At 55.3% G+C, this 25,611-nt stretch carries 21 protein-coding genes; 11 read left to right on the plus strand and 10 right to left on the minus strand.

Translation table 11 applies throughout. The features are described 5' to 3' along the window. Positions 1 to 124: 124 nt before the first annotated feature. The gene (gene mobB / locus FHW04_RS19435) at positions 125 to 631 is read right to left on the minus strand and encodes a molybdopterin-guanine dinucleotide biosynthesis protein MobB (protein WP_031377273.1); all 507 of its coding nucleotides are present in this window, start codon (positions 629 to 631) and stop codon (positions 125 to 127) included. Position 632: 1 nt separating this feature from the next. Continuing rightward, complete coding sequence (gene mobA / locus FHW04_RS19440) at positions 633 to 1,199, minus strand: molybdenum cofactor guanylyltransferase MobA (protein WP_089562353.1); 567 nt, start codon at positions 1,197 to 1,199, stop codon at positions 633 to 635. Positions 1,200 to 1,244: 45 nt separating this feature from the next. On the opposite strand from mobA, the gene FHW04_RS19445 reads away from it, so the two are divergent. The 4 genes from FHW04_RS19445 (at position 1,245) to polA (ending at position 6,370) form a co-directional block, all read left to right on the plus strand. Beyond that, positions 1,245 to 1,520 carry a YihD family protein gene (locus FHW04_RS19445; protein ID WP_031377271.1) on the plus strand — a complete coding sequence of 92 codons (276 nt, stop codon included), beginning with the start codon at positions 1,245 to 1,247 and terminating at the stop codon, positions 1,518 to 1,520. 45 nt (positions 1,521 to 1,565) lie between these two features. Beyond that, on the plus strand, positions 1,566 to 2,552 hold the full coding sequence (locus tag FHW04_RS19450) for a serine/threonine protein kinase (RefSeq protein WP_089562352.1): 987 nt from the start codon (positions 1,566 to 1,568) through the stop codon (positions 2,550 to 2,552). Between the two features lie 26 nt (positions 2,553 to 2,578). Next, on the plus strand, positions 2,579 to 3,208 hold the full coding sequence (gene dsbA, locus FHW04_RS19455; protein WP_031377269.1) for a thiol:disulfide interchange protein DsbA: 630 nt from the start codon (positions 2,579 to 2,581) through the stop codon (positions 3,206 to 3,208). 375 nt (positions 3,209 to 3,583) lie between these two features. Beyond that, positions 3,584 to 6,370, plus strand: a complete 2,787-nt coding sequence (polA, locus tag FHW04_RS19460; protein WP_089562351.1) for a DNA polymerase I — start codon at positions 3,584 to 3,586, stop codon at positions 6,368 to 6,370. A 418-nt stretch (positions 6,371 to 6,788) separates the two neighbouring features. Here the strand turns inward: polA and yihA are convergent, their stop codons facing one another. Beyond that, positions 6,789 to 7,424: a ribosome biogenesis GTP-binding protein YihA/YsxC gene (gene yihA, locus FHW04_RS19465; RefSeq protein WP_031377267.1), complete on the minus strand. Its 636-nt coding sequence runs from the start codon at positions 7,422 to 7,424 to the stop codon at positions 6,789 to 6,791. 551 nt (positions 7,425 to 7,975) lie between these two features. Between yihA and yihI the strand changes: the two genes are divergently transcribed. Both yihI and hemN read left to right on the plus strand, forming a co-directional pair. Beyond that, positions 7,976 to 8,500 carry a Der GTPase-activating protein YihI gene (gene yihI / locus FHW04_RS19470; protein WP_031377266.1) on the plus strand — a complete coding sequence of 175 codons (525 nt, stop codon included), beginning with the start codon at positions 7,976 to 7,978 and terminating at the stop codon, positions 8,498 to 8,500. 233 nt (positions 8,501 to 8,733) lie between these two features. Then, positions 8,734 to 10,107, plus strand: a complete 1,374-nt coding sequence (hemN, locus tag FHW04_RS19475; protein WP_031377265.1) for an oxygen-independent coproporphyrinogen III oxidase — start codon at positions 8,734 to 8,736, stop codon at positions 10,105 to 10,107. Between the two features lie 36 nt (positions 10,108 to 10,143). Here the strand turns inward: hemN and glnG are convergent, their stop codons facing one another. The 3 genes from glnG to glnA all read right to left on the minus strand — a co-directional run bounded on the left by glnG (position 10,144) and on the right by glnA (position 14,158). Beyond that, complete coding sequence (glnG, locus tag FHW04_RS19480; protein ID WP_031377264.1) at positions 10,144 to 11,553, minus strand: nitrogen regulation protein NR(I); 1,410 nt, start codon at positions 11,551 to 11,553, stop codon at positions 10,144 to 10,146. A gap of 7 nt (positions 11,554 to 11,560) precedes the next feature. Continuing rightward, on the minus strand, positions 11,561 to 12,610 hold the full coding sequence (gene glnL, locus FHW04_RS19485) for a nitrogen regulation protein NR(II) (protein ID WP_046289507.1): 1,050 nt from the start codon (positions 12,608 to 12,610) through the stop codon (positions 11,561 to 11,563). Between the two features lie 138 nt (positions 12,611 to 12,748). Next, the gene (gene glnA / locus FHW04_RS19490) at positions 12,749 to 14,158 is read right to left on the minus strand and encodes a glutamate--ammonia ligase (RefSeq protein ID WP_031377263.1); all 1,410 of its coding nucleotides are present in this window, start codon (positions 14,156 to 14,158) and stop codon (positions 12,749 to 12,751) included. Between the two features lie 436 nt (positions 14,159 to 14,594). On the opposite strand from glnA, the gene typA reads away from it, so the two are divergent. The 5 genes from typA to fabY all read left to right on the plus strand — a co-directional run bounded on the left by typA (position 14,595) and on the right by fabY (position 19,540). Next, positions 14,595 to 16,418, plus strand: a complete 1,824-nt coding sequence (typA, locus tag FHW04_RS19495) for a ribosome-dependent GTPase TypA (protein WP_046289508.1) — start codon at positions 14,595 to 14,597, stop codon at positions 16,416 to 16,418. Between the two features lie 211 nt (positions 16,419 to 16,629). After that, positions 16,630 to 17,226 carry a glucose-1-phosphatase gene (gene yihX / locus FHW04_RS19500; protein ID WP_069729252.1) on the plus strand — a complete coding sequence of 199 codons (597 nt, stop codon included), beginning with the start codon at positions 16,630 to 16,632 and terminating at the stop codon, positions 17,224 to 17,226. A gap of 3 nt (positions 17,227 to 17,229) precedes the next feature. Then, the gene (locus tag FHW04_RS19505) at positions 17,230 to 18,099 is read left to right on the plus strand and encodes a virulence factor BrkB family protein (protein ID WP_031375169.1); all 870 of its coding nucleotides are present in this window, start codon (positions 17,230 to 17,232) and stop codon (positions 18,097 to 18,099) included. Next, complete coding sequence (gene dtd, locus FHW04_RS19510) at positions 18,096 to 18,533, plus strand: D-aminoacyl-tRNA deacylase (protein ID WP_031375168.1); 438 nt, start codon at positions 18,096 to 18,098, stop codon at positions 18,531 to 18,533. Before FHW04_RS19505 ends, dtd begins: the two co-directional genes overlap by 4 nt. 59 nt (positions 18,534 to 18,592) lie before the next feature. Then, complete coding sequence (gene fabY / locus FHW04_RS19515; protein ID WP_046289509.1) at positions 18,593 to 19,540, plus strand: fatty acid biosynthesis protein FabY; 948 nt, start codon at positions 18,593 to 18,595, stop codon at positions 19,538 to 19,540. A gap of 32 nt (positions 19,541 to 19,572) precedes the next feature. On the opposite strand, the gene FHW04_RS19520 is transcribed toward fabY, so the two are convergent. The 4 genes from FHW04_RS19520 to trmH all read right to left on the minus strand — a co-directional run bounded on the left by FHW04_RS19520 (position 19,573) and on the right by trmH (position 25,610). Beyond that, positions 19,573 to 21,252 (minus strand): AsmA family protein, encoded by a 1,680-nt coding sequence (locus FHW04_RS19520; RefSeq protein WP_089562350.1) that lies wholly within the window; start codon positions 21,250 to 21,252, stop codon positions 19,573 to 19,575. A 118-nt stretch (positions 21,253 to 21,370) separates the two neighbouring features. Continuing rightward, entirely contained in the window at positions 21,371 to 22,744 is a 1,374-nt protein-coding gene (locus tag FHW04_RS19525; RefSeq protein ID WP_089562349.1) for a nucleobase:cation symporter-2 family protein, read from the minus strand. A gap of 89 nt (positions 22,745 to 22,833) precedes the next feature. Then, positions 22,834 to 24,912 carry an ATP-dependent DNA helicase RecG gene (gene recG, locus FHW04_RS19530; protein WP_031375165.1) on the minus strand — a complete coding sequence of 693 codons (2,079 nt, stop codon included), beginning with the start codon at positions 24,910 to 24,912 and terminating at the stop codon, positions 22,834 to 22,836. Beyond that, the gene (gene trmH / locus FHW04_RS19535; RefSeq protein WP_031375164.1) at positions 24,909 to 25,610 is read right to left on the minus strand and encodes a tRNA (guanosine(18)-2'-O)-methyltransferase TrmH; all 702 of its coding nucleotides are present in this window, start codon (positions 25,608 to 25,610) and stop codon (positions 24,909 to 24,911) included. Before trmH ends, recG begins: the two co-directional genes overlap by 4 nt. Between the last annotated feature and the right edge of the window lies 1 nt (position 25,611).

A 25,611-nucleotide genomic window follows, 5' to 3' on the forward strand; every position in this document is an offset into this window, starting at 1 on the left:
TAGTGTGGGGTCTCCCCATGCGAGAGTAGGGAACTGCCAGGCATCAAACGAGTGAAGAAGCCCCGCACGAAAGTGCGGGGCTTTTTTACGTCTGCAGATCCTAAAATCCTGTCAAAAACGTGCATCAGCGGGCTTTTAGCCAGTCAGCAATGAACGCCGCAATCACTACTGGCTGGTTTAAATCCAGTACCGGTACCGACAATGCAAGAGCCTGATCGCTGGCGACGGCGATCACCTGTTCATCCAGCAGCTCATCTACGCCACCTTTGATACCGGCGCGCCACAACACAATTTTTGGCACTGCCTCATTTTTGAATCCTTCTACCAGCACCAGATCCAGTAGAGAATGTTCCATCCGGCTCACCAGGTAAGGCAGATCAATGTGCCCTTCATCAGGTGTTTCACACATTAATGCCCAGCGCTGTGAACTGGCCACGATAACCTGATTCGCCCCGGCTTTCCTGAGGAGATAGCTATCCTTGCCAGGTGTATCCACCTCCATCTGATGATGCGTATGCTTAATCAAACCGCTACGTATGCCCTGATGGCTAAGGATCGGTATAAGTTGCTGTAGGAGCGTTGTTTTTCCGGTTCCACTCCAGCCGGTGATAGCCAGTAAAGGTAGCGACATATTAAAATCTCTTATCCAGATCATCCGGGGTATTGATGTTGTGAAAGGCGGATTCGTCATCCGGTAACAGCACCGCATGTCCGCCCTGATGGCGTAAAAACTGCATCAGGCGGCGTTCACCGGCCTGGAGATAGGCCTGCAGTGGCGCAGCAACATCGCGGTGGATCAGCGCCAGCGTAGGATGATCGCGCTCCTGTGAGCGTACCCACACTGCTGGGGCGTCGCCGCGTTGTTGCACCAGCTGCTCAACAAAGTTAAGCGGGATAGCAGGTGTATCGCAGGAACTGAACACCGCCCAGTCCCCCTCAATAGCGCGTAATGCGCTATAGATCCCCGCCAGCGGGCCCGGGTAATCTGCAAACACGTCCTGCACGACCCGACATCCGCTTAACTGATAACGATCAATATTGCGATTCGCGTTAATCACCACAATGTCGACTTGTGGCCTTAGCCGTTCAAGGACATGCTGATACAGTGGCTTGCCATTCAGTGGTACCAATCCTTTGTCCTGACTACCCATACGGCGGCCCTGACCCCCGGCCAGAATCACGCCGGTTAACATTGTCATGGCATTATCCTCGCTAATGACATACTGAAAACGGGAGTAAGTGATATGAAATGCCATCGTCTGAACGAATTGATGGAACTGTTACAACCCGCCTGGCAAAAAGAACCCGATCTTAACCTCATCGCATTCTTACAGAAACTGGCACAGGAAGCTGGATTCCGTGGCCCATTAAGTGAATTAACCGATGACGTATTGATTTACCATCTCAAAATGCGCGACGCAGGCAGCCATGATGAGATACCGGGGCTGAAAAAAGATCACGAAGTTGATTTCAAAACAGCGTTGCTACGCGCACGGGGTGTCATTAAAGATGACGAGTAGTGTTATCCTTGGTGGCTAAATACACCGGCCACGACAGGTAAAATGATGAGCGACGCTGCGTTTAACTTTCAGACGTTGAATCCCGACGTGCTGCTGGATGCGCTGTGGGAAACAGGCATACGCGTCGAATCAGGACTGACAGCGCTGAACAGCTATGAAAACCGTGTTTATCAATTTAGTGATGATGAGAAACGCCGTTACGTGGCTAAATTCTATCGCCCACAGCGCTGGCGTGCAGAGCAGATTGTCGAAGAGCATCAGTATGCGCTTGATCTGCTGGCTGACGAAGTACCGATCGCGGCACCGCTGATTTTACAGGGCAACACCTTGCAGAGTCACGCCGGCTTCTTTTTTGCAGTGTTCCCCAGCCTTGGCGGGCGGCAGTATGAAACTGATAATGAAGATCAGATGGAGTGGGTAGGTCGCTTTCTGGGTCGGATTCATCAGACCGGCCGTAAAGCGCTGTTCAGCCAGCGGCCGACTATCGGCCTGGATGAATATCTCCATCAGCCTCGTGCGGTGCTGGAACAGTGTGCATTAGTACCTGCTTCACTGAAAGATGCGCTGCTTCAGTCGGTCGACAAGCTGGGGCACACGTTACAGCAGCGCTGGCATAGTACGTGGCAGCCGCTACGATTACACGGTGACTGTCATCCCGGTAATATCCTGTGGCGTGACGGGCCGCTGTTTGTCGATCTGGACGATGCCCGCAACGGTCCGGCAGTGCAGGATCTGTGGATGCTGATCAGCGGGGATCGGCAGGAACAGCGTATTCAGTGGGATATCCTGCTGGAGGCGTACGGTGAATTCAGTGACTTTGATATTAATGAATTGTCACTGATTGAGCCTTTACGCGCGATGCGCATGGTTTATTATCTGGCCTGGGTAGTCCGACGCTGGCAGGATCCCGCTTTTCCGCGCGCCTTCCCCTGGATGACAGATGAAGATTTCTGGCGCCGGCAGATTTCGCTTTTTACCGAGCAGGAGAAGCTGTTGCAGGAACCTCCTTTGCAGCTGACCCCGCAATTTTAATGAAGTAGTCAGGAGAGTTTTTCACGATGAAAAAGATTTGGTTTGCACTGATCGGTTTAGTGCTGGCGTTCAGCGCGTCTGCTGCACAATTCACCGAGGGGAAACAGTACGTCAGTCTGCAGAAGCCCGTTGCAGGCGAACCTCAGGTGATGGAGTTTTTCTCCTTCTTCTGCCCGCACTGCTATCAGTTCGAACGTATTTATCACGTCAATGATGCGGTGAAAAAGAATCTGCCTGCTGAGACTAAAATGGTGAAATACCACGTTGATTTCCTCGGCGGCGATTTGGGACCGGTGGTGACTCAGGCCTGGGCTGTTGCAATGGCGTTAGGTGTGGAAGACAAAGTCACCGCGCCGATCTTTGATGGTATCCAGAAAACGCAGACCATCACCGATCCTGCCAGCCTGAAACAGACCTTTATCACCGCGGCTGGCATTTCAGCGGCGGATTATGATGCTGCCTGGAACAGCTTTGCGGTAAAAGCGCTGGTTGCTCAGCAGCAGAAAGCAGCCGCTGATGTTGATCTGCGTGGCGTACCGGCGATTTTCGTTAATGGCAAATATATGGTCAATAACGGCGGTCTCGATACCAGCTCTATGGATAATTTCGTTGCCGATTACGCGAACGTCGTGAAATTCCTGGTCAGCCAGAAGTAACCTGCTGCCTGACCGCTAAACGCCAGCGCTGCTGGCGTTTTTTTTGCCCTGCGATCGGCGACAGCATTTTTATCCATCTCCTGGGCATAAATTTAATATCCACACAAGGGATCACGTAATTAAAAATGGCGATCGGGTCACGGAAATAAGATAAACGTTTGAAATTTAATGATTTAAATCGGACGGGTTTTATCTAAACACCTAAAAAACAGCGCGTTATAATTTTTACGCACAAAGTTATCCACAGAACGATCGTTGCGATCCTTCACTCAAAAGCGTTAAAAACGCCAGACGCTGCTCGCCTTATTTCACCATTCTTGCCAAGCTGTGGCATCCTTATAGACCAATCCATGGCAACGAAGAATAGACAGACTTATGGCGCAAATCGCAGAAAATCCCCTGATTCTGGTTGATGGCTCATCCTATCTTTATCGCGCGTACCACGCGTTCCCGCCGCTGACCAATAGTGCAGGTGAACCCACAGGCGCCATGTATGGCGTGCTTAATATGCTGAAAAGCCTGCTGACGCAATATAGCCCAAGTCATGTTGCTGTGGTGTTTGATGCTAAAGGCAAAACTTTTCGCGACGAGCTGTTTGAGCACTACAAATCGCATCGGCCACCGATGCCGGACGATCTGCGAGCGCAAATCGAACCGCTGCACGAGATGGTGCGCGCAATGGGATTACCGCTGCTGGCCGTCAGCGGCGTTGAGGCTGATGATGTTATCGGTACCCTGGCGCTTGAGGCCGAGAAAAAAGGCCGGGCAGTGCTGATCAGCACTGGTGATAAAGATATGGCGCAGCTGGTGACGCCGGGTATCACGCTGATTAACACCATGACAAACACTATCCTCGGACCGGAAGAGGTCGAGCAGAAGTATGGCGTGCCGCCTGCTTTGATTATCGATTTCCTCGCCATGATGGGTGATAGCTCAGATAACATCCCTGGCGTTCCTGGCGTGGGCGAGAAGACCGCGCAGGCGCTGCTGCAGGGGCTGGGCGGCATGCGTTCGATCTATGACAACCTGGATAAAGTGGCCGAACTCTCGTTCCGTGGTGCCAAAACCATGGCGGCAAAACTTGAACAGAGCCGTGACGTGGCGTTTCTCTCTTACCAGCTGGCGACCATCAAAACCGACGTTGAGCTGCCGCTGCCTTGCGAAGAACTGACGGTGACCGAACCGGACGTGGCGGCGTTACAGACGCTGTTCAGCCGTTATGAGTTCAAACGCTGGCTGAACGATCTGCAGGACGGGAAATGGCTGCAGGGTAAAAAGAGCAATCCTCAGGCGCAAAAAGGGCTGCCTGATGAGCCGGTGGCAGTGGTGGAGACCAGCAGCATTTTATCGGCTGATGGCTACGTCACTATCCTCGATCAGGCGACCTTTGAAAGCTGGCTGGAGAAACTAAAGCGCAGCGAGGTGTTCGCCTTTGATCTGGAAACCGATTCGCTGGATACCCTGAGCGCCAATATCGTGGGCATCGGTTTTGCGGTAGCACCGGGTGAGGCAGCCTATCTGCCAGTGGCACATGACTATCTGGATGCGCCTGAACAACTCGACCGCGCTGCCGTGCTGGCACAGCTTAAGCCACTGCTGGAAGATGCCAGCGCCTGGAAGGTTGGTCAGAATCTCAAATACGATCGCGGCGTATTGAAGAACTACGACATTGAACTGGCCGGTATTAAGTTCGATACCATGCTGGAGTCATACATTCTCAACAGCGTGGTCGGCAAACACGATATGGATAGCCTGGCCGCACGCTGGCTGAACCACAAAACCGTCACGTTTGAAGAGATTGCCGGCAAAGGCAAAAATCAGCTGACGTTTAATCAAATCGCCCTCGAACAGGCGGGGCATTATGCCGCGGAAGATGCCGACGTCACCTTACAGCTGCATCTGAAGATGTGGCCAGAGCTGGAGAAAGAAGCGGGCCCGAAAAAAGTGTTTGAGCAAATTGAGATGCCGCTGCTCACCGTGATCTCGCGTATCGAGCGTAATGGCGTGTTGATCGATCAGGCTATTCTGGCGCAGCACTCGAAAGAGCTTACGTCCCGGCTGGCTGAACTGGAGCTCAAGGCGCATGAACTGGCGGGCGAGTCGTTTAATCTCTCTTCGACTAAACAGTTGCAGGTTATCCTGTTTGAAAAGCAGGGCATTAAACCGACCAAAAAGACCCCGGGCGGCGCACCTTCAACCAGCGAAGAAGTCTTAGCTGAGCTGGCGCTCGATTATCCGTTGCCCAAAGTGATTCTGGAACATCGCGGCTTATCCAAACTGAAGTCCACCTACACTGATAAATTACCGCTGATGATCAACCCGGTCAGCGGGCGGGTTCATACCTCTTATCATCAGGCGGTTACCGCGACCGGACGCTTATCCTCGACCGATCCTAACCTGCAAAACATTCCGGTACGTAATGACGAAGGACGCCGCATCCGCCAGGCTTTTATTGCTGGCAAAGGGAATCGCATCGTTGCGGCCGACTACTCACAAATTGAACTGCGCATCATGGCGCATCTCTCGCAGGATAAAGGATTGCTGGATGCGTTTGCCCAGGGCGAAGATATCCACCGGGCAACCGCTGCTGAGGTGTTTGGCGTCGCGCTGGACAAGGTCAGTGGAGAACAGCGCCGCAGCGCCAAAGCGATCAACTTCGGTCTGATCTATGGCATGAGCGCATTTGGCTTGTCTCGCCAGTTGAACATCGGTGCCGGCGAAGCGAAAAAGTATATGGATCTCTACTTTGAACGCTATCCAGGCGTGCTGCGCTACATGGAAAATACCCGCCAGCTGGCCGCCAGTACAGGCTATGTCGAAACCCTCGAAGGGCGCCGGCTGTGGCTGCCGGATATTAAATCCAGCAACGCGATGCGACGTAAAGCCGCGGAGCGTGCGGCGATCAATGCGCCAATGCAGGGAACGGCGGCAGACATTATCAAGCGTGCGATGATTGCAGTTGATGGCTGGTTAGAGCAGGAAAAAGAGAGCGGCGTCAGAATGATTATGCAGGTTCACGATGAACTGGTATTTGAGATCAAGGCTGAGGCCGTTGAGGCCGCCAGCAAGAAAATTCAGGCATTGATGGAAGGCAGTGTGCAGCTCGACGTGCCGCTGCTGGTGGAAGTTGGGGTGGGCGATAACTGGGATGAAGCCCACTAATCTGCATCAATGCGCTGGCGTTGCGGCGTCATTGCGGGTCTGGCATGAGGCATAAGTAAATCGTTTACTTAATCGCTTCAGCCACTGGCAATGGCGCCACAGTCTGAAGGAGATCACTAACTACTTATCGGCTAAGCACTTTTTATGTCATTAAACTACATCGCGAAGCCGTTTTTGTGACGTATATGGTAAAAAAAGTTCTGTTTGATGTAAGTAAGCGACAAAAAAGCCTTTGTGGCTCAGAAAAAATCAGGTAAAGTTCGAGGCGTAGGGTACAGAGGTAAGATGTTCTATCTTTCAGACCTTTTACTTCACGTAATCGGATTTGGCTGAATTTAGCCGCCCCAGTCATTCTGTGACTGGGGCGTTTTTTATTGGGCTTTTTACAGCCTCAACGGACGGAATGTACCGGTCCGGTTTACTCGTCTGCTTCCTGATCGTCGCGTGCGGGCTCAAGGTTGGTGAACCAGCCATCAAGCTTCTGCCGTACTTTATCCACGCCAATCTTCTTCAGCGACGAAAACAGTTCGACCTGCACATCACCCATAAAGGCCAGTGACGCTTCACGCACCATCGTCAGCTGCGCTTTACGCGCGCCCGAGGCAAGCTTATCAGCCTTGGTCAGCAGCAACAGTACCGGGATGCTGCTTTCCACTGCCCACTGAATCATCTGCTGATCCAGATCCTTAAGCGGATGACGGATGTCCATCAACACCACCAGACCCTTCAGCGCCTGTCGTTTTTGCAGATACTCACCTAATGCACGTTGCCATTTCAGCTTCATCTCTTCTGGCACTTCGGCATAGCCGTAACCCGGCAGGTCGACCAGCCGTTTCCCTTCCGAGACTTCAAACAGGTTAATCAACTGGGTGCGGCCCGGCGTTTTACTGGTACGCGCCAGGCTTTTCTGGTTGGTTAAGGTGTTCAGTGCGCTGGACTTGCCGGCGTTGGAGCGGCCAGCAAAGGCGACCTCGATCCCGGTATCAGCGGGAAGATGGCGGATATCCGGCGCGCTCAGGACAAAATGGGTTACGTGATAATTCAGTTCAGACAAAGTGACACTCCAGAAAACGCATTAGGGCAATGGCGCCGATTATACGCGTTATGGCGCGAAAGTGCTCAACCGCTTGGCGGTCGCCTTTTTTGTAAGAGATTTGCCATAGACGTTGCCCGTTATGTCGTTATTTACTTTAATTACTAAAAATAAAAAACATTACTATTCAGTTAATTATGAATATGTAGTGTTTTTTTCCAGCAACTAACCCTGCCGCTTACTTGAGGGTTTTACCAGTTGGTCTACATTAGTGTGCAGTGCACGGCAGCACACATCAGGAAGATGCGTTCAGGGATGTCAGGAAGGCAAAGAGCGATGGAGTGGAAATGGTCAGGGATTGCGGACCGGACAGGGATAAGGAAAAGCTCAGGTGTTGAGCAGGCGCGGGATTGACCGGGATGTTACGAGCCGAAAAGGACTTAAAACATGATTCCTTCGTATGAAGGTATGAAATAAGGCGACAGCTTGAGCTGTCGCCTTTTTTCTTTGGCTACTTTCTGCTAGATTTCGCCGCAATTCTATACTGAATAAAAAAGCCGGGACCGAACACTATGAAGCAACCTGCACGAGCTGCGCACGGCAAACCTGCCGTCAAAGCCAAACGCAAATCGCGTGAAGATATTAATAACGAAGCACGCGATCGTAAACGTGATAAAAAGCATCGCGGCCATGCGTCAGGCAGCCGTGCAAATCCGACAGCGTCGGACAACAACGGTGGCCGCCAGGGCAGCAATGTTAAAGATCCGCGTATCGGTAGCAAAAAACCGGTCGCGCTGATTGCCGATGGCCAGACTGCATCCGCTAAAGTGAAGAAAAGCGTGGCAAAACCCGCGGCTGAGAAAAAAGCACGCCTGACACCGGAAGAAGAGCTGGCGAAGCTGGAAAATGACGAACGTCTGGATGCGCTGCTGGATCGGCTGGAAAATGGCGAAACGCTGTCGGCAGAAGACCAGGGCTGGCTGGACGCAGCACTCGATCGCATCGACGAACTGATGGAGCAGTTAGGCATCGCCATGGATGACGGCGATGACGAGCAGGCGGAAGAAGATATGTACCGTCTGCTGAAAGGTAACTAAGCCAATTTGATCGGCATGCGGTTTCCGCATGCCGCCCCTCTCAGGTAAACGACAATGTTTTGGCCTGGATCAATTTTCGCGCTGCTGACGACATGTTATCTGCTGTGGTTATTGTTTAAACTACGTCGCCTGTCGCGTCTGAAGCAACGTTTACGTCGGGTTTCGTCCCGCTCACCTTTCATCCCTTCTTCATCGCGACCTTCTCTTAGACGACGTCACCGGAAGGAGTGAGCATGCCATCGCTGCAGATTGATTGGGACCAGGCGCTGATTGAGAAATACAATTACGCCGGGCCACGTTATACCTCCTATCCCACTGCGCTGGAGTTCAGCGAGCAGTATGCCGAGCCTGATTTCCTGCGTGCGGTAGCGCGCTATCCAGAACGTCCTCTGTCGCTCTACGTCCATATTCCTTTCTGTCATCGTCTTTGCTACTTCTGTGGCTGCAATAAAATAGTCACGCGCCAGCGTCATAAAGCGGACCGCTACCTGGATGTGCTTGAGCAGGAGATTATTCAGCGGGCACCGCTGTTCCGTCAGCGTCAGGTGCGGCAACTGCACTGGGGCGGCGGCACACCGACCTTTCTCGATAAGGCGCAGATTAGCCGGCTGGTGGCCGTGCTGAAGCAGCATTTTACGGTGGCGGACGATGCCGAAATGTCGATCGAGGTCGATCCACGCGAAATTGAGCTGGATGTTATCGATCATCTGCGCGCGCTGGGGTTCAATCGCCTGAGCATGGGCGTGCAGGACTTTAACAAAGCGGTGCAGCAGCGGGTCAATCGGGTACAGGATGAAGCGGTCATCTTCGGACTGATGGCTCGGGCGCGCGAGCAGGGTTTCAGCTCAACCAGCATCGATCTGATCTACGGTTTACCGCTCCAGACGCCGGACAGCTTCGCCTTCACCCTGGAGCGGGTGCTGGCGCTGAATCCCGATCGGCTAAGCGTATTCAACTACGCGCATCTGCCCGCGCTGTTCGCTGCCCAACGTAAAATCAAAGATGACGAACTGCCGTCGGCACAGCAAAAACTGGATATTCTGCAACAGACCATCGCCACACTGACGCAGCAGGGTTACCAGTTCATTGGCATGGATCATTTTGCGAAGCCGCAGGATGAACTGGCCATTGCCCAGCGCGAAGGAGAGCTGCACCGTAACTTCCAGGGCTACACTACTCAGGGCGACAGCGATTTACTCGGGCTTGGCGTCTCTGCCATTAGCATGATTGGTGACAGCTATGCCCAGAACCAGAAAGTGCTCAATAGCTGGTACAGCAGCGTAGAGCAGCAGGGCAACGGCCTGTGGCGTGGCGTAGCGTTAACCGATGATGACTGTCTGCGTCGTGAGGTGATTAAAACCCTGATCTGCAACTTTTCGCTCGACTTTGCGGCGGTTGAAACCCAGTGGGGTATCCGATTTGCCGACTACTTTGCCGAAGACCTGGCGCTGCTGAAACCGTTAGTGGCGGATGGGCTGGTGGTGCAAGCGGCGACCGGCTTGCAGGTGACGGGGGTGGGACGCTTGCTGATCCGCAATATCTGTATGTGTTTTGATCGCTACCTGCGTCAGAGAGCGCGTCAGCAGCAGTTTTCACGGGTGATCTGAAAACGGGCTGAGATCCCTCAGCCCGTATCAGGATGCTTATTCCATCCCCAGTTCTTTCAGTTTGCGCGTCAGGGTATTACGTCCCCAACCCAGCAACCGGGCAGCTTCCTGCTTATGACCCTGAGTATGGCGCAGGGCGGTTGTGAGCAGCGTGCGCTCCATCTCTGGTTGCGCTTCTGACAACAGATTCTGATGACCGGAACGCAGCGCGCGGTCGGCCCACTGTGCCAGCAGGGTTGCCCAGCTGTCCGGCAGCGACTGCACCGGATTTTCCGGCGTGCTGGACTCAAACAGTTCGGCAGGCAGATCCTGAATCAACACTTCCTGACCCGCCGCCATTACGGTCAGCCAGCGACAGGTATTCTCCAGCTGACGCACGTTACCTGACCAGTGCAGACGGGTGAGCGCGGCTTCGGTTTCCGGATGCAGGATCTTCGCCTCCACCCCTAGCTCACGCGCGGCAACCTGCAGGAAGTAACGCGCCAGCCGCGGAATATCTTCCCGGCGCTCACGCAGTGGCGGCAAATGCACCCGGATCACATTCAGGCGATGAAACAGATCCTCACGGAACTTGCCTTCCTGCACCCGCAGCTCCAGATTCTGGTGGGTTGCGGCGATGATACGCACGTCGACTTTGACCGGCGCATAGCCGCCGACGCGATAAAACTGACCGTCGGCCAGCACGCGTAACAGACGGGTCTGCACATCAAGCGGCATGTCGCCGATCTCATCTAAAAACAGCGTGCCGCCATCTGCCTGCTCAAAGCGGCCCTGGCGAATCTGGTTAGCGCCGGTAAAGGCCCCTTTTTCATGACCGAACAGTTCTGATTCAATCAGGTCTTTCGGTATAGCGGCCATATTCAGCGCGATAAACGGTGCTTTGGTCCGTGGGCTGTGGCGATGCAGCGCGTGCGCCACCAGCTCTTTACCGGTACCGGACTCGCCGTTGATCAGCACGCTAATGGAGGATCGCGACAGGCGGCCAATAATGCGGAACACGTCCTGCATTGCCGGGGCCTCACCAATGATATCGGTGGTCGGTCCGCTGACCGGCTGATTACGCGGCTGTTGCTGCTCCTGATAGTGACTGATGGCACGCTCTACCAGCGCAACCGCCTCATCAATATCAAACGGCTTAGGCAGGTAATCAAACGCCCCTTGCTGGTAGGCGCTGACCGCAGCATCCAGATCGGAGTGGGCCGTCATTATGATGACCGGGAGCATCGGGTGACGCTGTTTAATCTGCTTCAGCAGCGCCAGACCATCCATACCGGGCATGCGGATATCTGATAATAAAACGTCCGGGGTTTTGGTCGAGAGGGCATCCAGCACCTCTTTTGCGCTGTCAAAGGTGGCACAGCTTAAACCGGCTCCAGTGAGCGCGCGTTCAAGCACCCAGCGGATGGAGCTATCGTCATCGACGATCCAGACTATCCCTCGTTGCATAGAAACCTCACTGGCGAATAGGCAGGTAAACCGAAAACTCGGTGTGTCCCGGCCAACTGTTAAATTCTATTTTTCCTGAATGTTGATCAATCAGGCTACGGGCGATGGAGAGGCCTAAACCGGTTCCGCCTTCCCGGCCGCTGACCATCGGATAAAACAGCGTATCCTGCAGCTGGGCGGGAATGCCGGGGCCATCATCTTCAATATCAATCCGCGCCACCAGACGGTAACGCGTGCCGTGCAGCGTGAGCTGGAACGCGGTACGGGTGCGAATAATAATGGTGCCGCCCTCGTCGCCTAACGCCTGCAGCGCATTACGGACGACGTTGAGTAACACCTGTTCAATCTGATCGGGGTCGTGTGGCAGTTCCGGCAGGCTGGGATCGTAATCACGCACCAGAGAGACGTTATCCGGCAGCTCCATCGACACCAGATTCACTACGCGCTCAGCCACCTGATGAATGCTTTGGGTGATGTGCATGCCGGGCTGCTGCGGCCCTAACAGGCGATCGACCAGATTTCTCAACCGGTCCGCCTGTTCAATAATCACTTTGGTATATTCGTTCAGCGACGGATCGGGCAGGGCGCGTGATAACAACTGGGCGGCACCGCGTAATCCACCCAGCGGATTTTTGATTTCATGCGCCAGGCCGCGCACCAAATCGCGCGCGGCTACCTGCTGAGCGTGCTGTAACTGTTCCTGACTGAGACGACGCTGATTATCCATCGGCGCCATTTCCAGCAGAAGTAAGCCATCGGGCAAACGCTGGGCGGTCAGCGACATGATGTGCGCGCGTCCATCGACTACCAGCGTGACTTCACTGTCGGTAAATCCCTGGCCAGCCTCAAGACTCTCGCGCATCACCTCAATATTCAGCGAAAAGTAGCCGGTCAGTTCCGGTAACGGCGTGCCGAACAATTTACGTGAGCTTTGCGCCAGTAATTGCTGCGCCGCCGGATTGGCATAGTGGATAACCAGGTCGTTATCCACCAACAAAATACTGTTGATTAACGCGTTGAGAATCTGCCCTGCATCGGGCAGAGAGCCAGTTGCCATACAGCGTTCCTCTGCACTAAGTTAGTGCATTTTAGTCTTTAAGCCGAAATGAAGGCGAATGAACGGTGAATTCGCGGAGAAAAAAGCCCATCCGAAGATGGGCTGAAAGTTTCCACGGCAACAAAAACGTCTGACCAATTAAACGCTGTAGTAAAGCTCGAACTCTACCGGATGTGGCGTCATGCGGACGCGGTCCAGTTCTGCTTTACGCAATTCGATGTAAGCGTCGATGGTTTCGTCGGTGAACACGCCGCCACGAGTCAGGAACTCGCGGTCTTCGTTCAGGGCGTTCAGCGCTTCTTCCAGCGAGCCAGCAACTTTTGGAATCTCAGCTTCTTCTTCCGGTGGCAGGTCATACAGGTTTTTATCCATCGCATCGCCAGGATGGATCTTGTTGATGATGCCGTCGAGGCCAGCCATCAGCAGCGCTGTGAATGCCAGGTATGGGTTAGCCGCTGGGTCCGGGAAGCGCGCTTCAATACGACGTGCTTTCGGGCTGGCTACAACCGGGATACGGATTGAGGCTGAACGGTTGCGGGCAGAGTACGCCAGCATAACCGGGGCTTCGTAACCAGGGACCAGACGCTTGTAGGAGTTGGTGGTCGGGTTCGCCAGCGCGTTGATCGCTTTCGCGTGCTTGATGATACCGCCGATGTAGAACAGCGCCATTTCAGACAGGCCGCCGTATTTGTCACCGGAGAACAGGTTCTGGCCGCCTTTAGACAGTGACATATGGCAGTGCATACCTGAACCGTTGTCGCCAAACATTGGCTTCGGCATAAAGGTCGCCGTTTTGCCGTAGGCGTGGGCCACGTTGTGCACGACATATTTGTAGATCTGAATTTCGTCGGCTTTTTTGGTCATGGTATTGAAGCGGGTTGCCACTTCGTTCTGACCCGCAGTCGCCACTTCGTGGTGATGCGCTTCAACCACCAGACCCATCTGCTCCATCGTCAGACACATGGCAGAACGGATGTCCTGTGATGAGTCAACCGGTGGCACCGGGAAGTAGCCGCCTTTCAGACCTGGACGGTGACCTTTGTTACCGCCTTCGTACTCTTTGCCGGTGTTCCAGGCCGCTTCGATATCGTCGATAGCAACGTGTGAACCGGAGGTCGATGAACCGAAACGGATATCATCGAACAGGAAGAATTCAGGCTCTGGCCCAAACAGCACGGTGTCAGCGATGCCGGAAGAACGCAGGAAATCTTCAGCGCGCTTGGCAATTGAGCGTGGGTCACGATCGTAGCCCTGCATGGTGCCTGGCTCGAGAATGTCACAACGGATGATCAGCGTAGAATCTTCAAAGAAAGGATCCATGACCGCCGTAGTAGCGTCAGGCATCAGCACCATGTCTGATTCGTTAATGCCTTTCCAGCCACCGATGGAGGAGCCATCGAACATTTTGCCTTCTTCGAAGAAGTCAGCGTTAACCTGGTGAGCAGGGATAGTAACGTGCTGTTCTTTACCTTTGGTATCGGTAAAACGCAGGTCAACAAACTTAACTTCATGCTCGTTCATCATCGAGAGAACGTGTTCAGCGGACATACTCAACTCTCCTGGAAATGGTCATTGTCTACATGGTGAGGGAACGTCGTTGCCGGGAATGCGTTTCTGACTACTGCCATCCCTGACCTGGCTATTCCGGCACGCTCTTCAACCGTCGTCTGACTGGCGTTTGCGCTTAAAAGAGATAAAGCGAATTCTGTGCCAACTTTCTCCGTGTCGGTTAAATCGCCCTGTGGTGCACCTTTTTGTCCTCCGGTCGCTGCACCACGATAGTCTCATTGCACTGTTATGGTGCTTTTGGTCGATCGTTAAGCACTAAAGTGGTGCAACAGCCCAACTTAGTGCATTTTCTGCACCGGGAACAGTGCGAATTTGCGGCAATGCAATAAACTTTCAGTGAAAAGTGTGATCGTGTTCAGTCTTCCGCTTAATCCGTGTACAATAGCGCGCTATTTCTAATGCCTGAGGCAAAGCTGTGATCGAAAATTTGCGTAACATCGCCATCATCGCGCACGTTGACCATGGAAAGACCACCCTGGTTGACAAACTGCTGCAACAATCCGGTACTTTTGATGCCCGTACCGAAGCAACCGAGCGCGTGATGGACTCCAATGATTTGGAGAAAGAGCGTGGGATTACCATCCTCGCAAAAAACACCGCCATTAAGTGGAATGACTACCGTATCAACATCGTTGATACCCCAGGACACGCCGACTTCGGTGGTGAAGTTGAGCGCGTCATGTCCATGGTGGACTCGGTGCTGCTGGTTGTAGATGCGATGGATGGCCCTATGCCGCAAACTCGCTTCGTGACCAAAAAAGCGTTCGCGCATGGTCTGAAGCCGATTGTGGTTATCAATAAAGTTGACCGGCCTGGCGCGCGTCCGGATTGGGTTGTTGATCAGGTATTCGACCTGTTCGTTAACCTCGACGCGACTGACGAGCAGCTCGACTTCCCTATCATTTTCGCCTCGGCGCTGAATGGTATTGCAGGTCTGGAGCACACCGATATGGCGGACGATATGACTCCGCTGTATCAGGCGATTGTTGACCACGTTTCTCCACCACAGGTTGAAGCTGAAGCGCCACTGCAGATGCAAATCTCGCAGCTGGACTACAACAACTACCTGGGTGTTATCGGTATCGGCCGCATCAAGCGCGGTAAAGTGAAGCCTAACCAGCAAGTCACCATTATCGATAGCGAAGGTAAAACCCGTAACGGTAAAGTCGGTAAAGTGCTGACTCACCTGGGTCTGGAGCGTATCGACAGCGACCTGGCTGAAGCGGGCGACATCATCGCCATCACCGGTCTGGGCGAGCTGAATATCTCTGACACCATTTGCGATCCACAAAATGTTCAGGCGCTGCCAGCGCTGAGCGTGGATGAGCCAACGGTAACCATGTTCTTTAACGTCAACACCTCACCGTTCTGCGGTAAAGAAGGTAAGTACGTGACTTCACGTCAGATCCTTGAGCGTCTGAACAAAGAACTGGTACACAACGTGGCGCTGCGTGTTGAAGAAACCGAAGATGCTGACGCGTTCCGCGTATCAGGTCGTGGTGAGCTGCACCTGTCTGTTCTGATCGAAAACATGCGTCGTGAAGGTTTCGAACTGGCGGTATCCCGTCCGAAAGTTATCTTCCGCGAAATCGATGGCCGTAAACAAGAGCCATTCGAGAACGTAACGCTGGATATCGAAGAGAACAACCAGGGTTCAGTCATGCAAGCCATGGGTGAGCGTAAGGGCGATCTGAAAAACATGGATCCGGATGGCAAAGGCCGCGTACGTCTCGACTACGTGATCCCAAGCCGTGGCCTGATCGGCTTCCGTAACGAATTCATGACCATGACCTCAGGTACCGGTCTGCTGTACTCCACCTTTAGCCACTACGACGATATTCGTCCGGGCGAAGTGGGCCAGCGTCAGAACGGCGTACTGATCTCTAACGGTCAGGGTAAAGCCGTTGCGTTCGCGCTGTTCGGCCTGCAGGACCGCGGTAAGCTGTTCCTGGGTCACGGTGCAGAAGTGTATGAAGGCCAGATCATCGGTATTCACAGCCGTTCTAACGACCTGACAGTTAACTGTCTGACCGGTAAGAAGCTGACCAACATGCGTGCTTCTGGTACGGATGAAGCGACCACTCTGGTGCCGCCAATCAAGATGACGCTGGAGCAGGCGATCGAGTTCATCGATGATGACGAACTGGTAGAAGTTACGCCACAGTCCGTGCGTATCCGTAAACGTCACCTGACTGAAAACGACCGTAAACGTGCTTCACGTGGTCCTAAAGACGCATAATCTGCGCCTTTAATTGATGAAAAGCCCCGTTATCGGGGCTTTTTTTTGCCTGCTATTCCTGTCTGTTGCTACCAGGCCAGCGATAAGTGGTGTTGCCTGACAGGCGCATCACGCGCCGGTCAGCGTTTGCATTTTTCTCTCTGAGGTTAGCTGTTCAGCCTGCACTTTTGCCGCTAGAGTGAATACTCCAGGGAACCGAAGGAGGCGCACCATGTTGTACATTTTTGATTTGGGCAATGTGATCATTGATATCGATTTTAACCGCGTGTTAGGTGTCTGGAGTGACCTTAGCCGCGTGCCGCTGGCGTCACTGCAAAGTCATTTCGAGATGGATGAGGCCTTTGAACAGCATGAACGGGGTGAAATCAGCGATGAGGATTTCGCGTTAGCGCTGTGTGAAAAGCTGGAGATAGCCCTGAGCTACGAGCAGTTCACCGCCGGCTGGCAGGCGGTGTTTGTCGACGTGCGGCCTGAAACGCTGGCGCTGATGAACCGGTTGCGGCTGGAGGGGCATCGGGTAGTAATCCTCTCCAATACCAACAAGCTGCATTGCGCCTTCTGGCCGACTCAGTACCCGGACGTACAGCAAGCGGCCGATGCGCTCTATCTGTCGCAGGAGCTGGGAATGCGTAAGCCCGAAGCGCGGATCTATCAGCACGTGCTGGAAGCGGAAGGCGTCAGCGCCGACCAGGCGGTATTCTTTGACGATAACCAGCAGAATATTGACGCGGCGCGGGCGCTGGGGATTAAAAGCGTGCTGGTTACTGACAGCAAAACGGTGCCTGACTGGTTCGCAGGTCAGCCTTAACCCATGACGTCACGTAAATTTCGTCCCGGGCTACATGCGTTCTGGCTGTGGCTCAAACTGCTGTGGAAACGGGTTGATGAGGATGGCATGACGACCCAGGCCGGGAATCTGGCCTTCGTCTCATTACTGGCGCTGGTGCCGCTGATTGCGGTGGTCTTCGCCCTGTTTGCGGCGTTTCCGGTGTTCTCCGATATCAGCGTGCAGTTAAAGCACTTCATCTTTACTAACCTGATGCCGGCTGCGGGTAACACGCTGCAGCGCTACCTTGAACAGTTTGTGGCTAACGTCAATCGGATGACGGCGGTCGGCGCGGTCGGCCTGATCGTCACGGCTCTGCTGCTGATGCATTCGGTCGATACCGCACTCAATACCATCTGGCGCAGCGATAAGAAGCGGCCGATGGTCTACTCTTTTGCAGTTTACTGGATGATCCTGACGCTCGGCCCGCTGCTGGCGGGCGCCAGTCTGGCCATCAGTTCCTATCTGCTGTCACTGCGCTGGATAAACGCCACCGGCGTGACCAGCCTGGTCGATCAGGTACTGCGCATCTTCCCGTTACTGCTCTCCTGGTTCGCCTTCTGGCTGCTCTACAGTATCGTTCCTACCCAACGGGTGCCGCCGCGCGATGCGTTGATTGGCGCGCTGGTGGCGGGCGCGCTGTTTGAGCTGGGTAAAAAGGCTTTCGCGCTCTATGTTACTATGTTCCCCTCTTATCAGCTGATCTACGGCGTACTGGCCGTGATCCCGATTCTGTTCCTCTGGGTCTACTGGACCTGGTGTATTGTGTTGTTAGGTGCGGAAATTACTGTCGCATTAGCCGACTATCGTCAGTTAAAACAACAGCACAGAGAAAAAGAACGCGAGGAAACATGATTGCATTGATTCAACGCGTGCAGCGCGCCAGCGTCAGCGTCGATCACGTGGTGACAGGTGAAATCGGTGCCGGATTACTGGTGTTACTGGGCGTGGAAAAAGGCGATGACGCACAGCGTGCGGAACGTCTCGCAGAACGCGTACTGGGTTATCGCATCTTCAGTGATGAGCAGGGCAAAATGAACCTGAGCGTCAAACAGGCAGGCGGCAGCGTGCTGGTGGTTTCGCAGTTTACCCTGGCGGCGGATACGCAAAAGGGGATGCGTCCCTCGTTTTCCGGCGGCGCGGAACCGGCGGAAGCTGAACGCCTGTATGAGTATTTCAGCGACTGCTGTCGTCGGCAGGGTATCACCACTGAAAATGGCCGCTTTGCTGCGGATATGCAGGTCGCGCTGGTGAATGATGGTCCTGTAACGTTTTGGTTGCAGGTGTGAGATCGTCAGCCGAGCGGCAAGGGATGAGCCACGCAAGCTCCGAACGAGAGAAACATTTTATGTATCATCTTCGCGTGCCCCAGACGGCGGAAGAGCTGGATATCTATTACCAGTTCCGCTGGGAAATGTTACGAAAACCGCTGCGTCAGCCGCAGGGTTCCGAGCGGGATGCCTGGGATGCCTTAGCCCATCATCAGATGGTGGTGGATGAACAGGGGCAGCCGGTCGCGGTAGGACGTCTGTATATCAATGCCGACAATGAAGCGGCGATTCGCTTTATGGCGGTCCATCCCTCGGTACAGGGCAAAGGCCTGGGAACGCTGGTGGCGATGACGCTGGAGTCGGTGGCGCGTCAGGAAGGGGCTAAGCGCGTTACCTGTAGCGCGCGTGAAGACGCCGTCGCCTTTTTCGCCAAGCTGGGCTACGTCAACCAGGGTGAGATTACCGCTCCACAGACCACGCCGGTACGCCATTTTCTGATGATCAAGCCGGTGGTGACGCTGGACGATATTCTGCATCGCGCCGACTGGTGCGGTCAGCTGCAGCAGGCCTGGTATGCGCATATCCCGCTAAGCGAAAAAATGGGGGTGCGCATTCTGCAGTATACCGGCCAGAAATTTATTACCACCATGCCGGAAGCGGGCAACCAGAATCCGCATCAGACGCTGTTCGCGGGCAGCCTGTTCTCTCTGGCGACGCTCACCGGTTGGGGATTAATCTGGCTGTTGCTGCGTGAACGTCATCTTGGTGGCACCATCATTCTGGCGGATGCGCATATTCGTTACAGCCAGCCGATCAGCGGTCGTCCGGGCGCCATCGCCGATCTCGGCTCGTTAAGCGGCGATCTCGATCGTCTGGCGCGAGGCCGTAAAGCGCGTGTGCAGCTTGAAGTGGAGCTGTTCGGGGATGAAGAGCGCGGGGCGGTGTTTGAAGGGGTTTACATCGTGCTGCCGGCCGATCCTGACGGACCGCTGGAAGAGGGCGGTTCCGGCGCGCGGATTAACTGATGAACAGGGCCGGTAAAACCGGCCCTGTTTTGTTATCGCACCTGACCAGCCTGCAGGGTCTGCTGTAACTGCTGGCTGTCGGTGGTCACCGACAAACTGCCATTGGTGGTCGGCCGCAGCGGCTGACCGGCTTTTAACGCGGCATTCAGCTGCAACTGCAGGTTGCTGTCACCGGTTAACGGCAGCGCCGGCCATCCCCAGTTCTGCAACACATTCACCGGCACGGCACGGCCCGTCAGCTGTAACGCCAGCGGACGATCGGGTTGCTGGCTAACCGTTGCATGCCCTTCCAGCAATCCTTTATCGCTGAAAGCACTTAGCTCAGTCACCTGAATCTGCTGCGGGTCAGCACTCAGCGTAATCGAAGGATGACGCAGATCGGTGCGATTAAAGGTCGATTCCGCCGCATTCAGGCTCAGTTTACCGGACCAGATGCCCCACTGATGCTGACGAGCCAGCAACAGGTTCTCGCCGCTGCCATCCAGCGACGTCAGCTGGAAAGGAAACGCCGGGTTAATATCGATAATCAGATTACGGTTTGAGGTGAAACGCGTCACCAGCACGCTGTCGAGCCAGTCAGGCAGGGGTGCCTGCCAGCGATCGCGCCAGTCCTGCGGCAGGGTATACTCCAGCCCGGCGACGGCAAGGGTCTTCAGCGTCAGGCGTTTATCGGCGCGCGACCAGTCACCCTCTGCCCGGATCACACCGTTGACCCAGCGTGAACTGAACTGTGTCAGCGCAATACCCTGCGGAGAAAAGTCCAGATTGACGATCGGATCGTTAAGCTCCAGCCCGCCGTTAATAAAGTTGCTGGCATTCAGCGCCAGCGAACCGTCATTGCTCTGCCAGTCATTGCCCTGCCAGTTAAGATTGCGCAGGGTCAGATCAAGATCGGTCACCGCCCAGTCAGGCCCCTGCAGACGCGCATCGGTAACATCCAGCCGGGTAATCGCAATCGACGGTACCGCGTCTGCATTACGCAGAAACTCTTTCAGGCTGCTGGCGGTCTGCAGGCGAATATCATTCAGCCGCAGCTGGTTAATTTTCCAGTTGCCCTGCGCGTCACGCTCGCCGTTGCCGGTCATCGAGCCTCGCGCCAGGTCGGCACCGACATTGTTGAACACCATCCGGCCCTGCGAGACGCTTCCCTGAATCAGCACATTTTCGCCGGGCACCTTATTCAGCGTCATGCTGCCTGCACTCATCTGGAAGCGGGCATCACGGCCCAGCATATCGCTGGCGGTGGGTTTCCACGGCAGAATACCGCCGTTCACCTGCTGTGCGAACAGCGGCAGCGCACTGTTGGGGCTGTCGATACGCATGTTGTTGAGTTGCAGGCGCTGAGCCTGAATCGGCAACGCGCTTGTGGGCGTCAGGTTGGCCAGATTAACTTCGCCGTCACGCAGTTCGATGCTGCTGAAGTGCAGCGGATCGCTGAACTGCACCAGTGCCAGGCCCAGATCAACGCGTTTTGCCACCAGAACTGCAGGCTGACCATCGTGACCAAAGCTGAAGTCATCCAGAATGACGTGAGAGGGTGAGGAGAAGTTGTGCTCAATTTTACTCAGGGAGAGATGCCACTCCGTTTTGTCGCTCACCCATCGGCTAAACCAGCCTGCACCCCACTGTGTTTGCAGCAGCACATAGATCACCACCAGGATGAACAGCAGCAGCAAAAGTAAGGTGAGGAAAAACTTTCCAAGAAATTTCATAGCATCCTTCCCGAGTTAAATCCGGTGAGAGGTTGTTATGCCTGAATTACCGTTACAGCTCAACAGCCTGGATGTAAATCCGACTAAATAGCAGACGGGCCGAAGCCCGTCGTGAGCCTTACTTCTCTTGCGGAAAAATCAGGTTAAGCACGATAGCGGTAATCCCACCCGCCGCAATGCCGGAAGAGAGCAGGGTTTTCAACCACTCAGGCGCAAATTGCAGGATCAGCGGCTGCTGCGATACGCCCAGTCCTACCGCCAGCGACAGCGCGATAATCATAATTGCGCGACGGTTGAGCGGCTCGCGTGACACGATGCGCACGCCGGAGGCGGCGATGGTACCAAACATCACAATGGTGGCACCGCCCAGCACCGGCTCAGGAATATGCTGCACCAGTCCACTGACCGCCGGGAACAGGCCCAGCACAATCAGCATCAGCGCCACCACAAAGCCGACGTAGCGGCTGGCGACGCCGGTTAACTGGATGACGCCGTTGTTCTGGCCGAAGCAGGAGTTGGGGAAGGTGTTGAACAGCGCTGACACGCAGGAATTAAGGCCGTTAGCCAGCACGCCGCCCTTCAGACGCTTCATGTAGAGCGGACCGCTCACCGGCTGCTCGGAGACATCCGACGTCGCGGTGATGTCGCCAATGGTCTCCAGCGAGGTCACCATAAACACCAGCATCAGCGGAATCAGCAGGTTCCAGTCGAAGCCCAGCCCGTAATAGAGCGGCGTCGGCACCGCAATCAGCGGTTGATCGGCTGGCGTGCTGGCGGCGGGCAACATATTCAGCGCCCAGGCCAGCAAATAGCCGACCGCCATCGCGATTACCAGTGAGGCGACGCGCAGATAGGGATTTTTCTGGCGATTCAGCAGCACGATCACCAGCAGCACCGCACCTGCCAGCAGCAGATTTTTCGGGGCACCAAAACTGTGGTCGGCGATGGCGCTAAAGCCGCCGGCAATCGACGTCCGTCCGACCTGAATCAGCGACAGACCAATAATCATCACCACGATCCCGGAGACCAGCGGCGTAATAATCCGGCGCGCCAGATGCAGAACGCGTGACAGCACCATCTCAGTACAGGAGGCGACCATCAGCGTGCCAAACAGCGCCGCCATCATGGCAGGCACATCAGCACCGCCATTTTTCAGCGCCATCCCGCCCATAATCAGCGGCGTGACGAAGTTAAAGCTGGTGCCCTGAATCGATAACAGGCCTGAACCCACTGGTCCCCAGGTTTTGATTTGCAGCAGCGACGCCACGCCCGACGCGAACAGCGACATGCTGATGATGTGCTGGGTATCCTGGGCGGGCAAGCCCAGAGCCTGACAAATCAGCAGGGCAGGAGTGATCACGGCAACAAACATGGCTAACAGATGCTGACCGGCGGCGAACAGCGTTTGCGGCAGCGGTGGGCGATCTTCAAGACGATAGATCAGTTCACTGTGATGGGTAGAGGGTTGATCTGGCTGCGGATTGGTGGACATCTTCTACTGTTCCCGAAAAATAGTGTGGCGATTGTAATCATCCGCCGGCTAAAAGCAATCGTTTGCCCGGCGAGGATAAAAAACGCCGATCAGACGTTGGTGTAACGGGTGTTCTCCGGCAGCCAGCGTTCAATCAGGGCGCTGGCCTGTTCCGGATAGTGCTGGTGGATATGTCGCGCCACGCGCTGGACTTCAGGCACCATCGCCTGGTCACGCAGTAAATCCGCCACTTTGAACTCGGCGTTGCCGGTCTGGCGGGTGCCCAGCAGCTCGCCAGGCCCGCGAATCTCCAGGTCAAACTGCGCAATCACGAAGCCGTCATTGCTGTCACGTAACACCTGCAATCGCTTCTGGGCGGTTTTGCTCAGCGGGGCTTTATAGAGCAACACGCAATGCGAGGCAACCGCGCCACGGCCGACCCGTCCGCGCAGCTGATGCAGCTGCGCCAGGCCTAACCGCTCCGGGTTCTCGATAATCATCAGGCTGGCATTGGGCACGTCTACGCCCACTTCGATCACCGTGGTCGCGACCAGCAGTTGCAGCTGATTGGCTTTAAACGCCTGCATCACCGCCTGCTTTTCAGCCGGTTTCATCCGGCCGTGTACCAGACCGATATTGAGGTCGGGCAGTGCGGTTTTGAGGGCTTCCCAGCTGGCTTCCGCCGCCTGCGCTTCCAGCAGGTCCGACTCTTCAATCAGCGTACAGACCCAGTACGCCTGACGGCCTTCGCGACAGGCATGCTCGACCCGCGCAATGATCTCATCGCGGCGGGTATCGGGAATGGCGACCGTGGTAACCGGTGTGCGTCCCGGCGGCAGCTCATCAATCGTCGAGGTATCGAGATCGGCATAGGCGGTCATCGCCAGGGTGCGGGGGATCGGTGTTGCCGTCATGATCAACTGATGCGGATGGAAGCCCTGTTCCTCGCCCTTTTCCCACAGCGCCAGGCGTTGATGGACGCCAAAACGGTGCTGCTCGTCGATAATCACCAGCGCCAGACCGTTAAATTGCACCTGCTCCTGGAACAGCGCATGGGTGCCGACCACCATGGCAACCTGTCCGCTGGCAATGGCATCCTGCTGAGCCTGACGTGCTTTTCCTTTCTGTTTTCCAGCCAGCCAGCCGACTTCAATCCCCAGCGGCGCAAACCACTGGCGGAAGTTGCTGGCGTGCTGTTCAGCCAGCAGTTCAGTCGGGGCCATCAGGGCGACCTGTTTACCGTGCGCAATCACGTTCAGCGCTGATAATGCCGCCACCAGCGTTTTACCGGAGCCGACATCGCCCTGCACCAGCCGCATCATCGGGAAGTCATTGGCCAGGTCATGCTCGATCTCTGCCACCACCCGCTTTTGCGCGCCGGTGGGCGAGAACGGCAGCGCGGCCAGCAAGCGATCGCTCAGATCATGGCGCGCCGGCATCGGCAAGGCGTAATAGCGCTGCGCACCGGCGCGTACCGCCAGCATGCTGAGGTTATGCGCCAGCAGCTCTTCCAGAATCAGACGCCGCTGTGCCGGATGGCGACCGCTCTCCAGTTCGCTCAGTTTGAGATCGGGGGGCGGACGATGCAGCGTGCGTAGCGCATCGGGCAGGCTGATTAAGCCGCCGCTCAGCTCCTGAGGCAGCAGCTCGGCAATCGGGCAACTCTCCAGCAGCGTCAGCGCCTGATCGGTGAGATTACGCAGCGTAGCCTGTCGGATGCCTTCAGTGGTGGGGTAGACCGGCGTCAGCGTCTCCTCCAGCGCCACATTGCTGTGTTCGCCCTGGATACGGTACTCAGGATGGATAATCTCGGCACCGCGCTGGCCGCGTTTGATCTCACCGTAGGCGGTAACGCGACGTCCCGGTGCCAGGCTGTTTTTCATGCCGGCATTGAAGTTAAAGAAGCGCAGAGTCAGCACGCCGCTGCCATCGCTGATCTGACACACCATCATCCGGCGGCGGCCAAAAGTAATGTCGGAATGCAGCACTTCGCCTTCTACTGTGGCCCAGATACCGGGCAGCAGATCATCAATGGCGTAGAGTTGGGTACGATCTTCGTAACGCAGCGGGAGATGGAGCAGCAGATCCTGAATGGTGTGCAGGCCAATTTTGGCCAGCTTTGCTGCCTGGCTGGCACCGACGCCGGTCAGGGTACTGAGCGGAATGGCATCCAGCAGGCGGCCTTTCATCTTTTACTTTTACCGGTTGATTGCATAGTGGCCCACCAGCTGGCGTCAGCCTCAATGTCACCTTCGGCGTTGATGCGCGGATAAGGCAAGCCTTTCTGCCGGGCGACGCGCGCCAGCACCGGAAAACCGCCTTCGAACAGCAGACGCTGCTGCTCATCCTCATCCAGCAGGCTGTAATCACGCTGGTAAAGGCCGGCGTTCTGCCGTTGGCGCTGGGCTTCATACAGGATCAGGGCGGAGGCCACCGAGACGTTCAGCGACTGCACCATACCGACCATCGGAATAATAATCTGCTGATCGGCCAGCGCCAGGGCTTCATCGGTAATGCCGGTTTTTTCCTGACCCATCAGGATGCAGGTGGGGCGGGTATAATCAATCTCGCGGAAGTCGACGGCGTCGGCTGACAGATGCGTGGCTAAAACCTGCATCTTCTGCTGTTTAAGCTGTGCTACGGCGTCGCCAATCGTGCGATGCGTCACCACCTTTACCCAGCTGTTGCTGCCGGCAGAGGCGGACGCCTGGGTGCGCATCCGCTGGCTCGGCCAGACCGCATGCACTTCATGAATACCCACCGCATCGGCGGTGCGGATCACTGCGGAGACGTTATGTGGTTTATGCACCTGCTCCATGCAGACCGTGAGATCGTGCTGGCGCAGCGCCAGCATCGCCTGAATTCGGGCAAAACGTTGATCGTTCATG

This window comes from Pantoea sp. AN62 (assembly GCF_050432985.1).
Taxonomy (GTDB): domain Bacteria; phylum Pseudomonadota; class Gammaproteobacteria; order Enterobacterales; family Enterobacteriaceae; genus Pantoea; species Pantoea brenneri.

What these genes read in the sequence shown, in the direction of transcription:
- mobB (WP_031377273.1), bottom strand. Translation starts at nt 631, where the DNA reads ATGTCGCTACCTTTACTGGCTATCACCGGCTGGAGTGGAACCGGAAAA.
- mobA (WP_089562353.1), bottom strand. Translation starts at nt 1,199, where the DNA reads ATGACAATGTTAACCGGCGTGATTCTGGCCGGGGGTCAGGGCCGCCGT.
- FHW04_RS19445 (WP_031377271.1), top strand. Translation starts at nt 1,245, where the DNA reads ATGAAATGCCATCGTCTGAACGAATTGATGGAACTGTTACAACCCGCC.
- FHW04_RS19450 (WP_089562352.1), top strand. Translation starts at nt 1,566, where the DNA reads ATGAGCGACGCTGCGTTTAACTTTCAGACGTTGAATCCCGACGTGCTG.
- dsbA (WP_031377269.1), top strand. Translation starts at nt 2,579, where the DNA reads ATGAAAAAGATTTGGTTTGCACTGATCGGTTTAGTGCTGGCGTTCAGC.
- polA (WP_089562351.1), top strand. Translation starts at nt 3,584, where the DNA reads ATGGCGCAAATCGCAGAAAATCCCCTGATTCTGGTTGATGGCTCATCC.
- yihI (WP_031377266.1), top strand. Translation starts at nt 7,976, where the DNA reads ATGAAGCAACCTGCACGAGCTGCGCACGGCAAACCTGCCGTCAAAGCC.
- hemN (WP_031377265.1), top strand. Translation starts at nt 8,734, where the DNA reads ATGCCATCGCTGCAGATTGATTGGGACCAGGCGCTGATTGAGAAATAC.
- glnG (WP_031377264.1), bottom strand. Translation starts at nt 11,553, where the DNA reads ATGCAACGAGGGATAGTCTGGATCGTCGATGACGATAGCTCCATCCGC.
- glnL (WP_046289507.1), bottom strand. Translation starts at nt 12,610, where the DNA reads ATGGCAACTGGCTCTCTGCCCGATGCAGGGCAGATTCTCAACGCGTTA.
- glnA (WP_031377263.1), bottom strand. Translation starts at nt 14,158, where the DNA reads ATGTCCGCTGAACACGTTCTCTCGATGATGAACGAGCATGAAGTTAAG.
- yihX (WP_069729252.1), top strand. Translation starts at nt 16,630, where the DNA reads ATGTTGTACATTTTTGATTTGGGCAATGTGATCATTGATATCGATTTT.
- FHW04_RS19505 (WP_031375169.1), top strand. Translation starts at nt 17,230, where the DNA reads ATGACGTCACGTAAATTTCGTCCCGGGCTACATGCGTTCTGGCTGTGG.
- dtd (WP_031375168.1), top strand. Translation starts at nt 18,096, where the DNA reads ATGATTGCATTGATTCAACGCGTGCAGCGCGCCAGCGTCAGCGTCGAT.
- fabY (WP_046289509.1), top strand. Translation starts at nt 18,593, where the DNA reads ATGTATCATCTTCGCGTGCCCCAGACGGCGGAAGAGCTGGATATCTAT.
- FHW04_RS19520 (WP_089562350.1), bottom strand. Translation starts at nt 21,252, where the DNA reads ATGAAATTTCTTGGAAAGTTTTTCCTCACCTTACTTTTGCTGCTGCTG.
- FHW04_RS19525 (WP_089562349.1), bottom strand. Translation starts at nt 22,744, where the DNA reads ATGTCCACCAATCCGCAGCCAGATCAACCCTCTACCCATCACAGTGAA.
- recG (WP_031375165.1), bottom strand. Translation starts at nt 24,912, where the DNA reads ATGAAAGGCCGCCTGCTGGATGCCATTCCGCTCAGTACCCTGACCGGC.
- trmH (WP_031375164.1), bottom strand. Translation starts at nt 25,610, where the DNA reads ATGAACGATCAACGTTTTGCCCGAATTCAGGCGATGCTGGCGCTGCGC.